The 15,750-nt window shown below is 63.9% G+C and carries 23 protein-coding genes; 4 read left to right on the forward strand and 19 right to left on the reverse strand.

The window, feature by feature from the left end:
- Positions 1-3: 3 nt before the first annotated feature.
- From AC5P5V_RS14740 to AC5P5V_RS14810, 15 genes are all read right to left on the reverse strand, one after another.
- Positions 4-159 (reverse strand): hypothetical protein, encoded by a 156-nt coding sequence (locus AC5P5V_RS14740; RefSeq protein ID WP_009521710.1) that lies wholly within the window; start codon positions 157-159, stop codon positions 4-6.
- 29 nt (positions 160-188) lie between these two features.
- Positions 189-590: a DUF6631 family protein gene (locus AC5P5V_RS14745; protein ID WP_236213238.1), complete on the reverse strand. Its 402-nt coding sequence runs from the start codon at positions 588-590 to the stop codon at positions 189-191.
- Positions 590-1,342, reverse strand: coding sequence for a phage tail tube protein (locus tag AC5P5V_RS14750; protein WP_236213237.1), 753 nt, complete (start codon positions 1,340-1,342; stop codon positions 590-592). The genes AC5P5V_RS14745 and AC5P5V_RS14750 overlap by 1 nt, the downstream gene beginning before the upstream one ends.
- Before the next feature lie 2 nt (positions 1,343-1,344).
- Positions 1,345-1,548 (reverse strand): DUF7210 family protein, encoded by a 204-nt coding sequence (locus tag AC5P5V_RS14755; protein WP_236213236.1) that lies wholly within the window; start codon positions 1,546-1,548, stop codon positions 1,345-1,347.
- A gap of 4 nt (positions 1,549-1,552) precedes the next feature.
- Positions 1,553-1,978, reverse strand: coding sequence for a hypothetical protein (locus tag AC5P5V_RS14760; RefSeq protein WP_023113946.1), 426 nt, complete (start codon positions 1,976-1,978; stop codon positions 1,553-1,555).
- A 10-nt stretch (positions 1,979-1,988) separates the two neighbouring features.
- Positions 1,989-2,267, reverse strand: a complete 279-nt coding sequence (locus AC5P5V_RS14765) for a head-tail joining protein (RefSeq protein ID WP_236213235.1) — start codon at positions 2,265-2,267, stop codon at positions 1,989-1,991.
- Positions 2,267-3,289 carry a major capsid protein gene (locus AC5P5V_RS14770; protein ID WP_020200538.1) on the reverse strand — a complete coding sequence of 341 codons (1,023 nt, stop codon included), beginning with the start codon at positions 3,287-3,289 and terminating at the stop codon, positions 2,267-2,269. Before AC5P5V_RS14770 ends, AC5P5V_RS14765 begins: the two co-directional genes overlap by 1 nt.
- Positions 3,290-3,376: 87 nt before the next feature.
- A complete protein-coding gene (locus tag AC5P5V_RS14775; protein WP_236213234.1) occupies positions 3,377-3,754 on the reverse strand; it encodes a head decoration protein in 378 nt (125 codons plus the stop codon).
- A gap of 3 nt (positions 3,755-3,757) precedes the next feature.
- The gene (locus AC5P5V_RS14780; protein ID WP_236213233.1) at positions 3,758-5,065 is read right to left on the reverse strand and encodes a S49 family peptidase; all 1,308 of its coding nucleotides are present in this window, start codon (positions 5,063-5,065) and stop codon (positions 3,758-3,760) included.
- A 1-nt stretch (position 5,066) separates the two neighbouring features.
- The gene (locus AC5P5V_RS14785; RefSeq protein WP_236213232.1) at positions 5,067-6,599 is read right to left on the reverse strand and encodes a phage portal protein; all 1,533 of its coding nucleotides are present in this window, start codon (positions 6,597-6,599) and stop codon (positions 5,067-5,069) included.
- Positions 6,600-6,601: 2 nt separating this feature from the next.
- Positions 6,602-6,823: a phage head-tail joining protein gene (locus AC5P5V_RS14790; protein ID WP_009521720.1), complete on the reverse strand. Its 222-nt coding sequence runs from the start codon at positions 6,821-6,823 to the stop codon at positions 6,602-6,604.
- Positions 6,823-7,215, reverse strand: a complete 393-nt coding sequence (locus AC5P5V_RS14795; protein WP_231281496.1) for a hypothetical protein — start codon at positions 7,213-7,215, stop codon at positions 6,823-6,825. The genes AC5P5V_RS14790 and AC5P5V_RS14795 overlap by 1 nt, the downstream gene beginning before the upstream one ends.
- Positions 7,215-7,706: a hypothetical protein gene (locus AC5P5V_RS14800; protein WP_062794248.1), complete on the reverse strand. Its 492-nt coding sequence runs from the start codon at positions 7,704-7,706 to the stop codon at positions 7,215-7,217. The genes AC5P5V_RS14795 and AC5P5V_RS14800 overlap by 1 nt, the downstream gene beginning before the upstream one ends.
- A 17-nt stretch (positions 7,707-7,723) precedes the next feature.
- The gene (locus tag AC5P5V_RS14805) at positions 7,724-9,679 is read right to left on the reverse strand and encodes a phage terminase large subunit family protein (protein WP_495215928.1); all 1,956 of its coding nucleotides are present in this window, start codon (positions 9,677-9,679) and stop codon (positions 7,724-7,726) included.
- Positions 9,680-9,684: 5 nt separating this feature from the next.
- On the reverse strand, positions 9,685-10,233 hold the full coding sequence (locus tag AC5P5V_RS14810; RefSeq protein ID WP_029043081.1) for a hypothetical protein: 549 nt from the start codon (positions 10,231-10,233) through the stop codon (positions 9,685-9,687).
- Positions 10,234-10,350: 117 nt separating this feature from the next.
- Between AC5P5V_RS14810 and AC5P5V_RS14815 the strand changes: the two genes are divergently transcribed.
- The 4 genes from AC5P5V_RS14815 (at position 10,351) to AC5P5V_RS14830 (ending at position 12,127) form a co-directional block, all read left to right on the forward strand.
- Complete coding sequence (locus AC5P5V_RS14815; protein WP_055451284.1) at positions 10,351-10,548, forward strand: DUF6900 domain-containing protein; 198 nt, start codon at positions 10,351-10,353, stop codon at positions 10,546-10,548.
- A gap of 94 nt (positions 10,549-10,642) precedes the next feature.
- On the forward strand, positions 10,643-11,206 hold the full coding sequence (locus AC5P5V_RS14820; protein WP_236213230.1) for a DUF3489 domain-containing protein: 564 nt from the start codon (positions 10,643-10,645) through the stop codon (positions 11,204-11,206).
- A 98-nt stretch (positions 11,207-11,304) separates the two neighbouring features.
- Positions 11,305-11,664: a hypothetical protein gene (locus AC5P5V_RS14825; RefSeq protein WP_023113935.1), complete on the forward strand. Its 360-nt coding sequence runs from the start codon at positions 11,305-11,307 to the stop codon at positions 11,662-11,664.
- Positions 11,665-11,761: 97 nt separating this feature from the next.
- Positions 11,762-12,127: a hypothetical protein gene (locus tag AC5P5V_RS14830; protein WP_236213229.1), complete on the forward strand. Its 366-nt coding sequence runs from the start codon at positions 11,762-11,764 to the stop codon at positions 12,125-12,127.
- Here AC5P5V_RS14830 and AC5P5V_RS14835 read toward each other — a convergent pair.
- From AC5P5V_RS14835 to AC5P5V_RS14850, 4 genes are all read right to left on the reverse strand, one after another.
- Positions 12,091-13,353: a site-specific DNA-methyltransferase gene (locus AC5P5V_RS14835; RefSeq protein WP_495215929.1), complete on the reverse strand. Its 1,263-nt coding sequence runs from the start codon at positions 13,351-13,353 to the stop codon at positions 12,091-12,093. The two genes, AC5P5V_RS14830 and AC5P5V_RS14835, sit on opposite strands and share 37 nt — an antisense overlap.
- The gene (locus AC5P5V_RS14840; protein WP_236213227.1) at positions 13,350-14,762 is read right to left on the reverse strand and encodes a site-specific DNA-methyltransferase; all 1,413 of its coding nucleotides are present in this window, start codon (positions 14,760-14,762) and stop codon (positions 13,350-13,352) included. Before AC5P5V_RS14840 ends, AC5P5V_RS14835 begins: the two co-directional genes overlap by 4 nt.
- 378 nt (positions 14,763-15,140) lie before the next feature.
- Positions 15,141-15,545 (reverse strand): DUF6362 family protein, encoded by a 405-nt coding sequence (locus AC5P5V_RS14845; protein ID WP_009521732.1) that lies wholly within the window; start codon positions 15,543-15,545, stop codon positions 15,141-15,143.
- Complete coding sequence (locus tag AC5P5V_RS14850; RefSeq protein ID WP_009521733.1) at positions 15,538-15,750, reverse strand: hypothetical protein; 213 nt, start codon at positions 15,748-15,750, stop codon at positions 15,538-15,540. The genes AC5P5V_RS14845 and AC5P5V_RS14850 overlap by 8 nt, the downstream gene beginning before the upstream one ends.

The following is a 15,750-nucleotide window of genomic DNA, read 5'->3' on the forward strand; positions in this document are numbered from 1 at the left end:
GGGTCAGTCCTTGAGCAGATCGCGTTGCAGTTGTTCGATGCCACGCTTCTCGCCCTGGGCTGCCACGGCATGAATGCCGAGCAGCTGGGCAAGCTGCTGCCGTTCGATCTGGCCGTCGGCATCCAGAAAGGCTTGCGCCTGCGTGAGCGTGTAGGCCATCACGTCGCCAAGGCGGTGCCCGGCGCGGATCAGGCGGGCGACGGCACTGTCCCAGCCGAGGTCGTCAGCGAGCGCAGCGTCGGGGCGAGTCGTTGGGCCGCGCCCTGAATCGCCGGAACGACGTGCGCCACGAAAAAATCTGCGTTCACCTCGAACACGGCGGCGGCCAGAAGAACGGCGTCCTCCAGCGACAAGTCGTTGATCCACGCGCGCTCACGCCGGGTAGTGATCGCCAGCAGATCGAGCACGGCATCACCGTGCCGCCCCAGCAGCGCCATCCAGTCCGGATCGATGGTGATCTCCTCGGCCAGCGGGCGCACCACGGCCAGCAGCCGTGGCAACTCGCCCAGCCGGATCGGCGTCAGTTCCAGCGCGACACCGGACAGCGTCACGACCACCGGTGCGGGTGGGAAGGTTTTGAAGCCGTCCATCACAGCAGCACCAGACGGCCGAATTGACCGAGATCACCACCGACCGGCTTGGTCAGATCCGCCAGCACTTGGCCCGATAGCTCAAACTTCAGCAGTTCGTCGGTGATGATCGACAGTTCCTTGGCCGGGTTGATGGCCACGCGGTAGAGGTCGATCACCACCTCGCGGTTGCCATCGGCGGTGTTGAGCCCCTCGAAGCGAATCCAGCGCTCGGGCAAGGGCTGGGTGAACATCGCCGTGCTCTGCGCCGCGCCATAGGCGTAGTCGACGGTGAACGGCTCGGTGTACGGGCCGCCCGACGTGACATCGAGCACCACCAGTGAACCGTGCTTGGCATTGACGCTGTACTGGCTGACCGGGAGCGTCTTGGGCGTGGCATCCGAGTCTTGGATCTGCACGGCGGACACGTTTTGCATGGCCAACGGATACAGACTGCCCGGCGTGACCGGGTTGGGCAGCAGCTCGCCAGTCACCGTGCCAGGGGTGATGGTGGTCGTGGTGCCGTAGAGCGCGAGCGCCAGGTTGGTGGCGATCAGCTCTTCCAGCGTGCAGGCGAACTCGCCCTTCTTGGTCTTGATGAGTTGCAGGTCGGTCAGGCGCTGACCCGACTGCGCTTCCTGGTGCTCGATGGTGTCCACCGACAGCGACACCTTTAGCTCGGGCACGTTACCGACGAAGGTCAGCCCGGCCGGGTTGCCGAGTTCATCACGTGCGCCGATGTAGACGCGGCCTTGTCCGGAAAAGTAAGCCATGTTCAGTCTCCTTGGATGGTGGTGCCGGACGTGGCATCACGGCGGGTGGATTTGGAATCAGTGATGGGTGCGGCGGACGCAGTAGCGGGCTTGGCCACGCCCTGCGCGATCAACCAGCGGGCGCTGGCGTCATTCAGGTCAAGGCGATCACCCACGGCGAGGCGCTTGCCTGCGTGGGTATGGGGTTTCAGTAGTTCGATGTGCATGGGTTCATCCTGTTTGGGTGAGATCAATGGCGTGGGTGCGGTAGCGGATTTCGTAGCGGGCAGGCAGCGCGACGGCCCCGGCGTCGGCGTCGTCGAACTCCCATTCGCAGTCGATCTCGCGCACGGCGATGGCCAGACCGCCCAGATTCGGGTCGGCGAGCATTGCCGCGTGGGCCGCGACCAGCGCCTGGTCGGCGACGTCGAAGGCATCCGCACCCCGTGCCACCACGGCAAGCCGGACGATCAGCAGCCGGTCGACCAGGTGGTTGGCGTGGGCGGTGATGCTGTCGCCATCGACGAACAACAGCAGCGCGGGACTGGCCTCTCGGGTGACCGGCACGGCAGGCATGCGCAGCACCGGTGTTGGGGCAATCGCAGATGCCAGGCGCGTGACGATCTCCCGCAAGACGCGCTCGCGGACGGAGTTCATGGGGAGTTCCTCAGAGTTGGGAGAGCGAGGCGCGACGCTCGGTGCCGTCGCCGATGGCGCGCACGTCGCGCACCTGATAGGTATTGCCTGCCACCTCGACCGTGTCCCCGGCTGCCAGCGTCAGCCAGGACGCCGGGTAGTCGATCTGGTAGTCCCGCGACAGCGCAAAACCATCCAGCACGGTTTCGTCCGGGGCACGGAAGGCGCAGTGGACTGTGGTGCCCGCCACCGTGACGGCGGTCAGCAGTCCTGCACTGCGGGCTGCCTCGTACAACGTCGCGACATCCATCAGGCAGCAACGAGCTTGATCAGCACACCCGGTCGGTGGCACATCGGCAGCGGGTTGCTCTGCGTGTGCAGATCAGTGCCCCGGTCGAACTTGCGTGGCTCCTGCTTGGCATACAGCGGCTGGCCGATGGTGTTCACGGTCTCGTTGAAGTCCGCTGGCGCGAAGTAGGTCGCGAAGGTATCCACCGTGCCGACCGGGAAGGCATGGGCTTCCCCTGCGGCAATGAAGCGGCGCGACCCCAGCGTGCCGTCGGCCTGCACAAAGGAAGCCTGGCCACGGTATTCCTCGAAGGTGATGCCGCTGTAGCTGAAGCCCGAGCGCATGTCGTTGATCAGAACCGCGCCCTGCTGCCAGTTCTGGTAGGCGGTCTTGACCTCTTTGTGGGTGGTCAGTGCCCGGAAGAACTCGGTCGAGCACAGCACATGCACACCGGTCGAGAACTCGCCGGTGAGTCCATCTTCCATGAGGCCCAGCAACTCCAGGCAGGCAGTCTTGATTTGCCCGTTGTCGGCCGCCGTCGAAAACTCAAACGACACCGATTGCGCAGTGATGTCGAACTCGTCGAACAGATCGACGAGCTCACTGCCGTCGGCGTCGAGGATCTTGCCCTTGAGCGCGCCCATGCGCAGATGCTCCAGGGTGATCGCGTGCTTGTTGCGCATGGTCTCCAGATGACGGGCCATGACACCGCCGATGGCTTCCATTTCGGTTTCGGAACCGAAGGCGCGCAGTCCTTGCACTTCCTCGGGCAGCACCACGTCGTCGTGCGGGATGTGCGGGATCACGAAGGAGCGCAGGTTGCGCTTGCCACGTTCACCCACCGTGCCGGGCGAACCGGGCGCCCGGGTGGGCAGCAGGTTCAGACGACCGGCGTACTCCTCGACGATGATCTGCCGGGTGCGCACCGGCTTGGCCGGAAACAGGTTGAGTTGCTCCAGCCGCCCATAGCGGTTGGGCAGGAGGTTGATGGCGGCCGTCAGGCTGGCCATCGAGAAGCCGGGGTTTTCAAAAGGGTTCTGCATTTGGGATCTCCAGAAATGACGAAACCCGCCAGCGGCGGGTTTTGGGGGGAGTGAAACGGAGCGTTGGAAGTGGGTCAGGCGCGGGTTTTAGGCACTCTCGCGGGCCAGGACTCCACGTTCTGCGAGTTGCTTGATGGCAGCCACTTTGTGCGCAGTGCTGATGCCGGTCGGCCAGATTAATGCGCCGCGCGCAACGATGGCGTGGCGGGCGATCAGGATCGCGTCCTCACGGTCAATCAGCGTCGCATCGACGTCATTGCCGAGCACGCCAATGGCGGTTTCCGTACCGTCCGTAGCGCTCGGGTCGATTGCCTTGAGCTTGGCAGTGGCTGTTTCGCGGCCCACCACGGTACCCAGTAACAGGTTCTGCGCGGCAGCGACGGTGTCCTGGTCGCGCGAGTAGAGGTTCGGCGCTTCGTACTTCAGCAGGTCGCCGAGATTCTTGGGTTGAGAGACAGTGGGCATGGCTTACTCCTTGGCGGTGAGTTTCTTGACGGCAGCGACCACCGGGCTGTTTTCCGGGCGCTGGCTGGTTCCTGCCTCGGCGGTGATACGCGAGGCGATTTCGGGTTGGTCGGCACGGGCGTCGAGCAAGGCGCGGCGCACCTGCGCTTCCGAGAAGCCTGCCGCGAGGAATTCCGCCGTGCGTTGCGACTGGCCCGCGATCAGGCACATCTCTGCAATGGCCTGCGCTTGGCCGCGCCCGCTGGCGAAGGACTGCGCCAGTGCTGTTTGGGGAGCAGGCGTCGGTTGCGAATCGCTCTCAAGCTGCGGCTGGTCGTCCTGTGGGGCGGTGTCAGCCGGATCGTTCGGGTTTTCGAGGTCGTCTTTGGGGTCGGTCATGGTGTTCTCCAGGGTGAAAGGTTTGCTTTGGGGCGGGTTTGAGATGGCTTGCGTGGGTAGGCTTCGCGGCGAGGCGCGGGCCGCGCCGGGCTGCGTCAGCCGCTGCTTGGCCGCCAGCGCGTCGGTGAACTCGGTCATCACCGCATCAAACGGCATCACCGCGTCGGCGAGGCCTGCTGCCACCGCCTGCTCGCCATAGAACAGCCCCGCCTCGGTGGCGCGCACGGCATCCGGATCGATGCCGCGCATCTGTCCGACCTGATTCACGAAGATGTCGTAGAGGCGATCCACCTCGGTCTGCAACGCGGTGGTGGCCTGGGGGGTGAGTGGCTCGTGCGGGGAGAAATCGTTCTTGTGGCTGCCCGCGAAGACAGCGGTGTAGTTCAAGCCGTCCTTGGCGTCCTTCACCGACTGGTCGACGTGCAGCGCGATCACACCAATCGACCCGACGCCAGCGGTCTGCGACAGTGTCAGGCGCTGGCAGGCTGCCGCGATGGCAAAAGCCGCCGAGTACGCGGCATCGTTGGCGTGCGCCCAGATCGGCTTGATGGTGCTGGCGGCGCGGATTCGCTCGGCCAACTCGAACACACCCGATGCCTCGCCGCCGGGCGAATCCAGATCGAGCAGGATGCCCGCCACCTGAGGGTCGGCCAATGCAGCGTCCAGGCGGGCTTCGATCTCGCCGTAGGACATCAGGCCAGAGGCGGCTTCGATGCCCATCGAACGTCTGACCAGCGTGCCGACCACCGGGATGACGGCAATGCCCGCCTGACCCGATGTGGCGCTTTGGCGCGGCATGGGCAGCGGCATCGCCATGTCCAGATCGGGTAAGCCGATGCGGGAACCCAGCACGGAGAGGATCACGTCGAGTTTGGGACGTGCAATGAGGAGCGGCGTCCCGTAGAGGCGGGACGCCAGATGAACGAGTTGCATGTCAGTTGTCCTGTTGGTCTTGCGGCACGGCCACCGTGGCGGCCACATTCATGGGCGCGCTCGGCAGAGCCTTGTCATGGCGCGGGTCAGAGTCGAAGACCAGTCCGAGCGCATCGGCACGCTGGTTGTCGGCGGCGATCTCGCGGTCGATGTCCTCGGCGTCGTAGCCGAAGGCCGAGATGGCTTCCGATCGAGACAGCAGCCCGGCGCGAATGGCGGTCAGCATCGCGTCGAATTCCTTCTTGGGATCGACCCACTGCCAACCCTGTGGAATCCATTTGGCCGCGAAATAGTCGCGCTTCTTCTCGGTGAACTGCGGCAACGCCAGCGCGCCTTCAAGTAGCGCCTGCTCCATCCAGGCACGCCAGATCGGGCGGCACAGCTGGTGGACGATCACGCCGTGCTGGATGGCCTCACAGCGGCGGCGAAACTCCAGCAGCCCAGCCCGGATCGACGAATAGTTCACTTGCGTCAGGTCGCCGGTCAGCATCTCGTAGGTGATGCCCATCGCTGCTGCCACCGCCCGGAACTGCATGCGCAGGAATTCGGCGTAGCTCGCGCCAACGTCGGCGGGCTGACTGAACTTCACGTCCTCGCCGGGCTCCAGGATCTGCATCGTGCCCGGCTCCAGCCCGGCCAACGCTGCACCACTGGCATCCGGCAGTCCTTCACCCATCAGGTTGTCCTCGGGGGACAGGCGCGTGATGAAGCCCGCGAACATCGCGGCGGTTTTCTTGCGCACAAGCTCGGCGTCGTCGTACTGGTCGAGTTCGTTGAGCTTGACCAGTGCGCGCGCCAGCCACGGTTCGCCCCGGATCTGTCCGGGCCGCAAGGGACGAAACAGGTGAATGATTTCGCTGGCCGGGACACGCACAGTGTCGAGACCGCCCACCACGCCACCGGTGCCCGACATCGGGGCCAGTGAGCCATCACCCGGGTGCGAGCGATACAGGTGGTAAGCCACCCGCCGTCCGAGCTTGTCGAATTCGATGCCCGCACGGATCACATTTCCCGAAGCCAACTCCTGATTCAGCGTGGCTGGCAGGTGTTCGGGTTCGAGCAGCTGCAGTTGCAGGCCCACCGGCAGCCCATCCTCCGGGCGGCGATAGCGCAGCCGCACCAGACATTCCCCGCCTTCGAGCATGGCGCGACAGGCCAAGGCCTGCAGTCCGTAGAAATCGGTCAGTCCGGCGGCATCGGCCTCCTCGCACCAGTCCCACCACAGGCTGTGGATCGCTTCGCGCAGGGGCTGATCGGCCAGCATGCTCTGCGGCTTGATGCCGGTGCCGATGGCGTTCGAGACAAAGGCCTCGACGCCTGCCGCTGCCCAGGCATTGCGGCGTACCAGATCGCGGCTCTTGGCGCGCAACTCGTTCTGGGTGAACGCCAGTGCTGCGACTGCACCTGGATTGCCGACCTGCCATGCCAATGCGCGACGGCCACCACCGATGCCGTCATAGAACGGCGTGCCGCCAAGCAGGCTCATGCCGACGCCTTTTCGTATCCGATCACGCATTCGGTCAAACCATTGCATGTTCAGAACCCTTTACCGGTGGTGACCCGGATCTGGCGTGGTGCGCCGGGCCACAGCCCGGTGTCCACGGCCTGCTCGAAGAGGTCGCGCTTGACCGCCGCAATGGCGGCCTGGAGTTCATCGACGCTGCGGTACTCGACGGTCTTGTCGCCGAAAGTCACGCGTTTCTCGCCCTTGACCAGCGCCGCTTCCAAGGCGTCGAGGTGTGCTTGTGTGTAGGCCATCAGCGGTACACCGTGAGGTTGATTTCGGAGGAATCGGAAAACGATGCAGATGTGGTGGCGCAACTGATGTCGACGTACTGAGCGGTCTTCTGGTCGGTGCTGGATCGCACGATGGCAATGCGCTGCGTGCCGCTGTTGGTGCTGCTGCGGGCAAGCGCCGTCCAGCAATAGTTGGCGTCGGGCATGGCAACAGCGAAGGTCACGCGGTAGCGACCCGCCGCCGTCCGGGTCACGCTGGCCACGTTGTGCGATGCGCGCACGACGACCTGCGTGCCGACATAGCCGAAACACACCCACGCCCGGGCCACGCCGGGGTGGGTGGCGTCGATCTTGGTCTTAACCTCGAGCCCGACACGACTGGCCAGCGCACTGATGCGCGATGCGAGGCTCATCAGACCAGAGCACCCACAAAGACCGCGACGAAGTCTGTGTCGGTATTGCCGACATCGGTGGCTGCGACGGCACCGATGTTGCTGCGTGCCTGAAGTTGCTCGGCCACGGTCAGCGACTGCGCCGCATCGAAGCGCACGCGGTTGTTGACGGCGGCGAGCAGCGCATCCAGACCGCTAGTGCCGTTCTGCAGCAGTTGCTGGATTTCCACCAGCGTGTCGTAGGCGGCATCGGCACCGCCCAAGATCTCGGTCTTGAGCGCATCGAGCAGCGAGACGATCTTGTTGGACGAGTACGTGGTCGTGGCCGCGATGTGCGCATCGTCGATCACCGCCGAGGACACCACGGCGGCCTTCAGTTCGTTGATGGCCGCGACCAGATTCGACTTGTCGGTGGTGGTGAGGTTGGCCAGGTTGCCTGCCTTGGCGCGGACATCGTTGAACTCCTGCGCGACGCGGATGACCAGGCTTTCGATACGGGTAGCAAGACTCATGTTTTCTCCTTGGGGTGTCAGGACAGCCAGCGGCTTTTGATCACGCGCCGACCGGTGTTACGGTTGCCAGAAACAGCGAGGCCACCGCGTTGGGTGGCCTCGTTGATCGATTCAGTAGGTGTTTCAAGGGCTGGCGGAATGGCCAGCCCCAGTTGTCGCTCCAGCTCCCGCCAGTGACGTTCCTCGAAGCGATCCAGACCCGCCGCCGATGCAGCCGCGCGGGCGTAGACGTAGCAGTCGAGCGCTTCATTGCGCTCGCGCATCTTTTGCCACTCACGCACCGGGAAGCCGTTGCGGTCGCGGCGGGTGATCAGTTGCTCCGCGCAGAGTTGCTGGATGAACTCGGCGTCGATCTTGGGCAGATGGACGAACCCGGCCGGGAACACCGTGGTCAATCCGTCCTCCCCAACATCTGCGCTCTTGCGCAGGTTGTTGTAGAACTCGAGCTTGGCAATGCTGACCGCCACCCTGTACACCTTGATGCCCCGGCGCAGCTTCTTGCCACCTTGCGAGACATCGATGGCGGTCGGCGTGCCGATCAAGGCTGCCCCGCGAGGCACCCCCTTGACCGCCATCACACGCGAATCGCGGCAGGCCCTCACAAAGGCGTAGGCCTCCTGCGTGGCAAACCCGGTATCCAAGGCAAAGCGCACCAGCGGCATCGCCGCGCCCGAGGCATGTGTCCATGTTTCGGCCAGCATTTCAGCGAGGCTCTTCCACACCGCGTCGCGGGCGGTGTCACCCATCAGCACGCGGTGCTCAACCAGCCAGGACTCCTTGCCGCGCCCAAAGGCCCAGACCGACGCCTCGATGCGATCTTTCTGCACGTCGGCCGCGCCGACCAAGAGCAGACCACCTTGCGGCACCGTACCGACGCGGTAGTCCTCGCGGCGTTCGACCAGTCGTTGCCAGTCCGGGGCTTCGCCTTCCTCGACCCAGGTTTCGCCTAGCTCGGTGTTCTTGAAGGTCTTGATGGCGGCGGCCGATCCCGACTCTTTACTGACGGCGGCTTCCCACGCAGCGGCGATCTCTCGCCACGAACGCCAGCCCACCGGGCTATACAGCGACGACAGGTGGAAGCCTGCAGTCTTACCCGCGCCATCGGTGATCATCGCGCGCCACTCGCCGTGCTCCAGCATCCACGTCTTGTGATGCTCGGCAATCGCGGTGTCACATGACTCGCAGATGTAGGCAGCGGTTTCCGGTTGCCCTTTGTCCCAACGCAGCTGCTCGAAACGCAGCCACTGACGGTGGGAGCAATGCGGACACGGCACAAAGTAGCGACGTTGGTCACTGGCCTCGTACTCGCGCTCGATAGCCGACGCCCCTGAGATCGTTGGGGTCGAGACGATGAAGATCTTGCGCCGCGCGAAGGTGCGCGTGCGCGCTTCGGCCAGCGAGATCGCGTCGCCTTCGCCCTCGACGTCCAGCGGGTAGCCGTCCACTTCGTCGAGGAACAGGTAGCGCACCGGCATCGAACGCAGGCCGACCGCGCTGTTGGCCCCAGTCATCACCAGCACACCACCCCGGAACTCCTTGGCCAGGATGGTGTTGCCTGAATCCCGGCTGCGCGCCGGTGCAATCAGTTCAGCCAGTGCGGACGACTCCTCGATCAGCGGATCGATCCGTTGCTTTGAGTTGCGCTTGGCCATTTCTACCGTCGGCCACACCGCCATCATTGGCCCCGGCGCGTGGTGGATGACGTAGCCGATCCAGTTCGAGCCCATCTCGGTCGCGCCAAGCTGCGCCGCCTTCATGAACACCACGCGCTCAACCGGGGAGGTCGGCGACAGGCAATCCATGATCGCTTTCAGGTATGGCGTGCGGCTGGTGCGCCAGCGACCCGGTTCGGCAGAGGCCTTGCTGGAAAGCATCCGGTGGCGATCCGACCATTCGGACACGGTGAGCAGCGGGTCGGGAGTCAGTCCTTCGCGCCACGCACGCTCAATCTCGGCAGCGCCTTCGTAGTCCATGTCCATCAATCCACCCTCGGGCGCATCTCGCCCAGTTCCTGCAGGTGCTCACGCACGGCTGCCTCCAGGGCGATGTGCATCGTGTGCGGATCGACGCCGAGCTTGGCTGCCATTTGTGCCGAGATGCGCGCGGGCCAGTTGAGCCAGGCATCTCGTTCGGAGCGCGCCAGCTTGAAAACATGGGCGATGGCCTGTGGCCGATCTACCAGCTCGCCCTTGAGGCGGGCGAGACGCACCTTGTTGGTTTGCGCCTTGACCACTTCGTTGACCGTCCGCGCTTGCAACAAGGACGTGCCACCTGCTGCGGATGTTGCCAATGAGGCTGCTTGCCCGTCTCCTGTGGCCCCGCTGGATTCCTGGACGGCGACCTTGACCGCGCGGGTGGCCGTGCCATTGCGCGGTGCATCGGAATTGCGCGCCCACTCGCGGTCGACGCGCTCGGCATCAATCGTTCCGTCTGCCTCCGGCGTGATCCGCCCAGCAGCGATGGCCTTGCGCACCGCTGCATCGGACACCCCTCGGTGGCGTGCGTAGGCACGAATCGAAATACCCATATTTCCCCTTCGGGGCACCTTCAATCATTTGTTCGTCATTCCGGCGAATTGAGCTTGGCTTCCATCGGGAACAGCGCGTTCATACGTTCGTCATCAACACCATGAAAGGACACGGACATGAGCAAGCTCGAACAACTCCTGACCCAGATCGCGCAAAACAAGCTGGGCATCGAAACCCTGGAAACCCGCCGCTCGGACAGCCTCGATTTCCACGATGTAGCGGTCTGGTGCCTACGCGATGCGCTTGAAGCCGCCTTCAACGCGGGTCTTGAGCAGGGGCGCAATGCCAACCCGTCAGACAAGGCCAACACCTGATTGCGAAGCGAAGAAGCCAAGCAGAAAGCGCTTGGCTTCACTTGAGAACAGCGCGTTCATCACATCACCGTCCACCACATCGAAGGAGCAAAACATGACCACCACTCAACTGACCCCTGCCCAGCAAGCGATCCTGGCCCACGCGGTTGAACACACCAGCGGCAAGATCGACTGGTTCCCCGACAACATCAAAGGCGGCGCACGCAAGAAGGTGCTCGACGGACTTTTCAACCGCGCACTGATCACCACCGATGGCACCGACTGGCTTGTCGCTGCGGAGGGCTACGACGCCCTGGGCATTCCGCGTCCCGACGTGAACAGGAAGGGCATCGGTCAGTTCGAAGCCAATCTCGACCGGATCATCGCCAACGCTGAAGGCGCGCCTGCGGCCGCGAGCGATCCCGAACTGGAAGCGGCCGTAACCGCCGCCGAAGCCACGTGGGTCACGCCACGCACACGCGAGAACAGCAAGCAGGCCGAAGTGATCCGGATGCTGCAACGCCCCGAGGGCGCAACCATCGACCAGATCTGCACCGCCACCGGTTGGCAGGCGCACACGGTGCGCGGCACCTTCGCCGGAGCCTTCAAGAAAAAACTTGGGCTGACCATCGTGTCGGACAAACCGCAGGGCGGCGAGCGGGTGTACCGCATCGCCTGAAAAGATGGCGAGAGGAGCCATGAATAGCTTGGCTTCTCTCCCCACCAGCGCGTTCATACAGGTGTCGTGATTGACGACGCCATACCAGGAAAACCGCCATGAGCACCATGACCATCACCATCGAACGCACCCCACGCACTCTGCAGTTCGCAGGCCAAAGCCTCCAGGTCGAAGAGTTGAGCATCCGCCTGCCGTTTGCACGCAAACCTGCCGACCTCGGCGAACTGGGCGGGAGCGACCAGCACAAGGTCTACGTCACCGAGACCAAGGAGCTCACCCCTGCCGAATTCGACGCCTTTGGGCGCAGCCTGCTGGTGTCACGCGACTGGCTGCGTGGCAAGGGTGGCGGCACTGGCGACGGCTACCTCTGCGTCGAGGTCACTGCTCCCGGACGTCCTTACCTCTACGTCAATCCCGAGGGCGGTGATTACGCCCGCTACGTAGCCCGTCTCGGGTAAGCAAAATTGATCGAGAAAGAAGCCAGGAACAGCTTGGCTTCTCAATCGAACAGCGCGTTACTACAGGTGTCGCAACGATCAACCCGGAGAAGACATCATGACCACCAACCAGATCCCCACCACCCAGAACGAAGCCTGGGGTTTTTGGGGCACGATGAACGAACACGCCAGCGCCGCATGGCCCCTGGCCATGAACGCCATTTCGGACGCCACCCACCAGCCCCTCGAATCGGTGCGGACCTTCCTCGACAGTCGCCACGGACGCCACTTTGCCGACGACGTCCAGAACGGGCTTTACGAGGGCAAGGCCCTGTCGGACGCGATCAACGCCGCCACCCAGCGTTGGATGGGCTGGACGATTGGCCGCCAGACCAGCAAGCAGTACGGCATCCCGCGCGGCCTGCCTTACCTGACGGGCTTTGTGATTCACTGCGAGATCGTCGAAGAATCGCTGGCCGCCTGATCAAGCGCCGCGCCATCCGCCTCGCGGGTGGCCTGCTTGCCGGTGAACTCCTCCCACCGGCGCACGATCACGTCGACGTACTTGGGGTCGAGTTCGATCAGCCGCGCAATGCGGCCTGCCTTCTCGGCGGCGATCAGCGTCGTTCCAGAGCCACCGAACGGGTCGAGAACCACGTTGCCAGGGCGGCTCGAATTGCGAATCGCGCGCTCGACCAACTCCACCGGCTTCATCGTCGGGTGCAGGTCGTTCTTCTGGGGCTTCTTGATGTTCCACACGTCGCCCTGGTCGCGGTCACCACACCAGTGGCGCTGTGCGCCTTCGGGCCACCCGTAGAGGATCGGCTCGTACTGGCGCTGGTAGTCGGCGCGCCCCAGGGTGAAGGTGTTCTTGGCCCAGATGATGAAGGTCGACCATTTGCCTCCGGCGGAGCGGAAGGCGGCCTGCAGCACATCCAGCTCGCTGGAGGACATTGCCACGTAGATCCCGCCCCGGCAATGCGCCACGGTGGGCGTCAGTGCCGCCAGCAGGAAATCGTAGAAGCCGTCACCCAGGTTGTCGTTGAGGATCGCGCGATCCTTGCCGCGCATCTTGTCTTTGGCGCTGTTGGCGTAGTTCACGTTGTACGGCGGGTCGGTGAAGACCATGTCTGCCATGTCGCCTTGCATCAGCCGGGCATAGCTCTCTGCCACGGTCGAGTCGCCGCACAGCAGTCGGTGCTGGCCCATGATCCAGACATCGCCCGGGCGCGATATTGGAATTTCGCCAACCTCCGGTACCGCGTCCTCATCGGTCTGGCCCTCGTTGTGCGGCTCGTCGCCCGCGATCAGTTCGGCCAGCGCGTCGGCGTCGAAGCCGGTGATGTCCAGATCGAAACCTTCCAGCTGCAAAGCCTCAAGTTCGATCCGCAACATCGCGTCATCCCAGCCAGCGTTCTCCGCGATGCGGTTGTCTGCGATGACCAAGGCGCGTCGCTGGGTCGGGCTCAGGTGATCCAGTACGACCACGGGCACGATTTCCAGCCCGAGTTTCTGCGCAGCGGCCAAGCGGCCATGCCCAGCGACGATGATGCCGTCACTGCCTGCAAGGATCGGATTGGTGAAGCCAAACTCGGCAATCGATGCGGCGATCTGCGCCACCTGATCATCCGAGTGCGTCCGCGCATTGCGGGCATAGGGCAGCAGTTTGGCTGTCGGCCACTGCTCGATCTTGTCGGCCAGCCAGTTCATGCCGCCACTTCCATTTCGCGTTCAGTGGCGATCTCGTCGAAAGATTGGCCAGTGGCGATGAGAGTGACCGGCACGCCGGGGTGGTTTTGCTGAAAACGCTTAATGGCCACGTCCACGTACTCCGGCGCAATCTCGACGCTGCGACAAATGCGGCCAGTGCGCTGCGCGGCCAGCATCGTCGTGCCACTGCCGCCGAACGGCTCGAACACGATGTCTCCGGCGTCTGTGTAGGACTCGATGGCGAACTCCGGCAACGCCACCGGGAAGACGGCGGGGTGATCAATGTCCTGACCGATCTTGCCCTTGTGGCGCATCACGCGAATCACTGAGTCGGGGATTCGGGTGTCCTGCGTCGGTTGACCCTTGTGCGTCCAGCCGCCGACCTCGCCATCCTTACCGCGCATCGCCGTGGACGACCCGTCAGCGCGCAGGTGCGATTCCTGGCCTGCGTGCTTGCAAGGCACGATCTTGTTGGGTTTGCGGGTGCTGCGATTGAAGTGGAAAACAAACTCGAAGCTGGGAGCCAATCGGCCCTGCCAGTCGCCGGGCATGCCTGGCCCCTGATCCCAGACGTACCACGCGAAGCGCCGCCACCCTTGCTGACGCATCCAGGACAGCCAGCCGTCCCAATAGGGGATGACTTCGTTGTCGCGGTGGATCAGCCCAAGATTGACCAGCACTTGTCCGTCGCCCGCCATCGGCAGATGTGCGAACACACCGCGCATCAGTGCATCCCAATCGGCAATGCCGCCGGAGGTGTAGTCGCGCTGGTTGCCATACGGCGGCGAGGTGAAGCAAAGCTGCGCGGTGTCACCCTGCATCAGCGTGGCGACCACGGCTGGGTCTGTGGCGTCGCCACAGATCAACCGGTGCGAGCCGATGGCCCAGACATCGCCCTCGCGCGACACCGCCACCACTGGTTTGTCAGGTACGTCATCAGTCGTATCGGGTTCGTCGGCATCTGCATCATCTTGCGCCGCTGGTTCTGCTTCGGTGGGCGTGGCATCTGCCAGCAGCGCATCGATCTCGATGTTCTCGAAGCCGGTCAGCGCCAGTTCAAAACCAGCTTCGGAAAGCTCCGCCAGTTCGAGCGCCAACATCTCCTCATCCCAGCCAGCGTCAAGCGCCAGCCGGTTGTCGGCGATGACCAAGGCGCGCTTTTGCGCGGTGGTGAGATGGGCCAGTTCGATCACCGGCACCTGATCCAGCCCCAGCTTGCGTGCAGCAGCCAAACGACCATGGCCCGCGATGATGCCGTTGTCGCCATCAACCAGGACCGGGTTCGTCCAGCCATATTCGACGATGCTGGCGGCGATCTTGGTGACTTGCGCCTCGGAATGTGTGCGCGGGTTGCGGGCGTAGGGAATCAGCGCCTCGACCTTGCGGTACTCGACGTTGAGCGTATTCAAAGATGGTGTCCTGAAAATAGAAAACCCGCCGACGACAACCGTGGGCGGGTTTTTGGGGTTGGTGCGAACTGACGGGGTGCGAACTGCGAACCGTGCGAACCTTGGTTCGCACCCTGACGCTAAAAAAGCGCCGCGCTCGCGCCTCCCGCATCGCATGGTGGCCAGGAAGGACCCGTGGCAATGGGGCGTGGCCATCGCGGGCTGGAAACGACGAAGGCCACAGACTGTGCTGTGGCCTTCAGACGTACTTCGCTCGCGAGATTAGCCGTAATACTAGCGAAAATCCCTTCAGATGTTGCACGCCAAAAAGTCGTCGAAACCCGCAGCGTTCCGCAGGTTTCCGATTGGCTTTGCAACGGCTCGCAACTACACGCAACGTCAGCGCGCATTGGCTACCGCTCCATGTCTCTTCGCCCCTTGCAGCTGCTCGACCACGATCGCCAGTGCTGCCTGCCAACGACGCCAGGCAGTGGTCCGGTCACAGGCGAAGCGGCAACAGATATCTTTCCACGGGTACCGCTGTGCCCGCATCCAGACGAGGTGTCGCTGTTCCTCCTCAAGCCACTGGACCCACCGCATGGTCTCCAGCATCCGGTCGATGGCCGCAGGGTCGGGCGGAAAGCGGTAGACCGGTGGCTCTGCGCCGAGGTTTTCCCATGGCATGCGTTTGATCGCCGGCCAGCAGTTGAAGTAGCCCTGCACGCGAACCGGAGGAAGGCGGTGGGCAGTTCGTGCGGCCTCGATGAACCGGTCGGCCACGGTTTCGATCGTCCACTCAGCCATGTCGACGCTCCTTCGACCCGTACAGCCGATCGCCGATCCGGCGCAGCAGTTCGCGTTCGACCCAATCGAGTCGCGTGTCGTCGGGCGAGATCACCAGGATCTGCTGGTCGCGCCATCCTTCGCGCTTGATCTGCTCCGGATCGGGGCGCGGATCGGGCTGCAGTCGAGCCAGGGCACAGCGGTAGGCGTGAGTCGGAACCTTCAT

The organism is Stenotrophomonas sp. YJH_SMC_130 (assembly GCF_059369035.1).

Excerpts from the sequence above, each read along its gene's own strand:
- AC5P5V_RS14775 (WP_236213234.1), bottom strand. The coding sequence starts at position 3,754 with ATGCCCACTGTCTCTCAACCCAAGAATCTCGGCGACCTGCTGAAGTAC.
- AC5P5V_RS14845 (WP_009521732.1), bottom strand. The coding sequence starts at position 15,545 with ATGGCTGAGTGGACGATCGAAACCGTGGCCGACCGGTTCATCGAGGCC.
- AC5P5V_RS14830 (WP_236213229.1), top strand. The coding sequence starts at position 11,762 with ATGACCACCAACCAGATCCCCACCACCCAGAACGAAGCCTGGGGTTTT.
- AC5P5V_RS14750 (WP_236213237.1), bottom strand. The coding sequence starts at position 1,342 with ATGGCTTACTTTTCCGGACAAGGCCGCGTCTACATCGGCGCACGTGAT.
- AC5P5V_RS14810 (WP_029043081.1), bottom strand. The coding sequence starts at position 10,233 with ATGGGTATTTCGATTCGTGCCTACGCACGCCACCGAGGGGTGTCCGAT.
- AC5P5V_RS14745 (WP_236213238.1), bottom strand. The coding sequence starts at position 590 with ATGGACGGCTTCAAAACCTTCCCACCCGCACCGGTGGTCGTGACGCTG.
- AC5P5V_RS14835 (WP_495215929.1), bottom strand. The coding sequence starts at position 13,353 with ATGAACTGGCTGGCCGACAAGATCGAGCAGTGGCCGACAGCCAAACTG.
- AC5P5V_RS14820 (WP_236213230.1), top strand. The coding sequence starts at position 10,643 with ATGACCACCACTCAACTGACCCCTGCCCAGCAAGCGATCCTGGCCCAC.
- AC5P5V_RS14825 (WP_023113935.1), top strand. The coding sequence starts at position 11,305 with ATGAGCACCATGACCATCACCATCGAACGCACCCCACGCACTCTGCAG.
- AC5P5V_RS14765 (WP_236213235.1), bottom strand. The coding sequence starts at position 2,267 with ATGGATGTCGCGACGTTGTACGAGGCAGCCCGCAGTGCAGGACTGCTG.
- AC5P5V_RS14815 (WP_055451284.1), top strand. The coding sequence starts at position 10,351 with ATGAGCAAGCTCGAACAACTCCTGACCCAGATCGCGCAAAACAAGCTG.
- AC5P5V_RS14770 (WP_020200538.1), bottom strand. The coding sequence starts at position 3,289 with ATGCAGAACCCTTTTGAAAACCCCGGCTTCTCGATGGCCAGCCTGACG.
- AC5P5V_RS14785 (WP_236213232.1), bottom strand. The coding sequence starts at position 6,599 with ATGCAATGGTTTGACCGAATGCGTGATCGGATACGAAAAGGCGTCGGC.
- AC5P5V_RS14850 (WP_009521733.1), bottom strand. The coding sequence starts at position 15,750 with ATGAAGGTTCCGACTCACGCCTACCGCTGTGCCCTGGCTCGACTGCAG.
- AC5P5V_RS14760 (WP_023113946.1), bottom strand. The coding sequence starts at position 1,978 with ATGAACTCCGTCCGCGAGCGCGTCTTGCGGGAGATCGTCACGCGCCTG.
- AC5P5V_RS14740 (WP_009521710.1), bottom strand. The coding sequence starts at position 159 with ATGGCCTACACGCTCACGCAGGCGCAAGCCTTTCTGGATGCCGACGGC.
- AC5P5V_RS14790 (WP_009521720.1), bottom strand. The coding sequence starts at position 6,823 with ATGGCCTACACACAAGCACACCTCGACGCCTTGGAAGCGGCGCTGGTC.
- AC5P5V_RS14800 (WP_062794248.1), bottom strand. The coding sequence starts at position 7,706 with ATGAGTCTTGCTACCCGTATCGAAAGCCTGGTCATCCGCGTCGCGCAG.
- AC5P5V_RS14805 (WP_495215928.1), bottom strand. The coding sequence starts at position 9,679 with ATGGACTACGAAGGCGCTGCCGAGATTGAGCGTGCGTGGCGCGAAGGA.
- AC5P5V_RS14755 (WP_236213236.1), bottom strand. The coding sequence starts at position 1,548 with ATGCACATCGAACTACTGAAACCCCATACCCACGCAGGCAAGCGCCTC.
- AC5P5V_RS14795 (WP_231281496.1), bottom strand. The coding sequence starts at position 7,215 with ATGAGCCTCGCATCGCGCATCAGTGCGCTGGCCAGTCGTGTCGGGCTC.
- AC5P5V_RS14780 (WP_236213233.1), bottom strand. The coding sequence starts at position 5,065 with ATGCAACTCGTTCATCTGGCGTCCCGCCTCTACGGGACGCCGCTCCTC.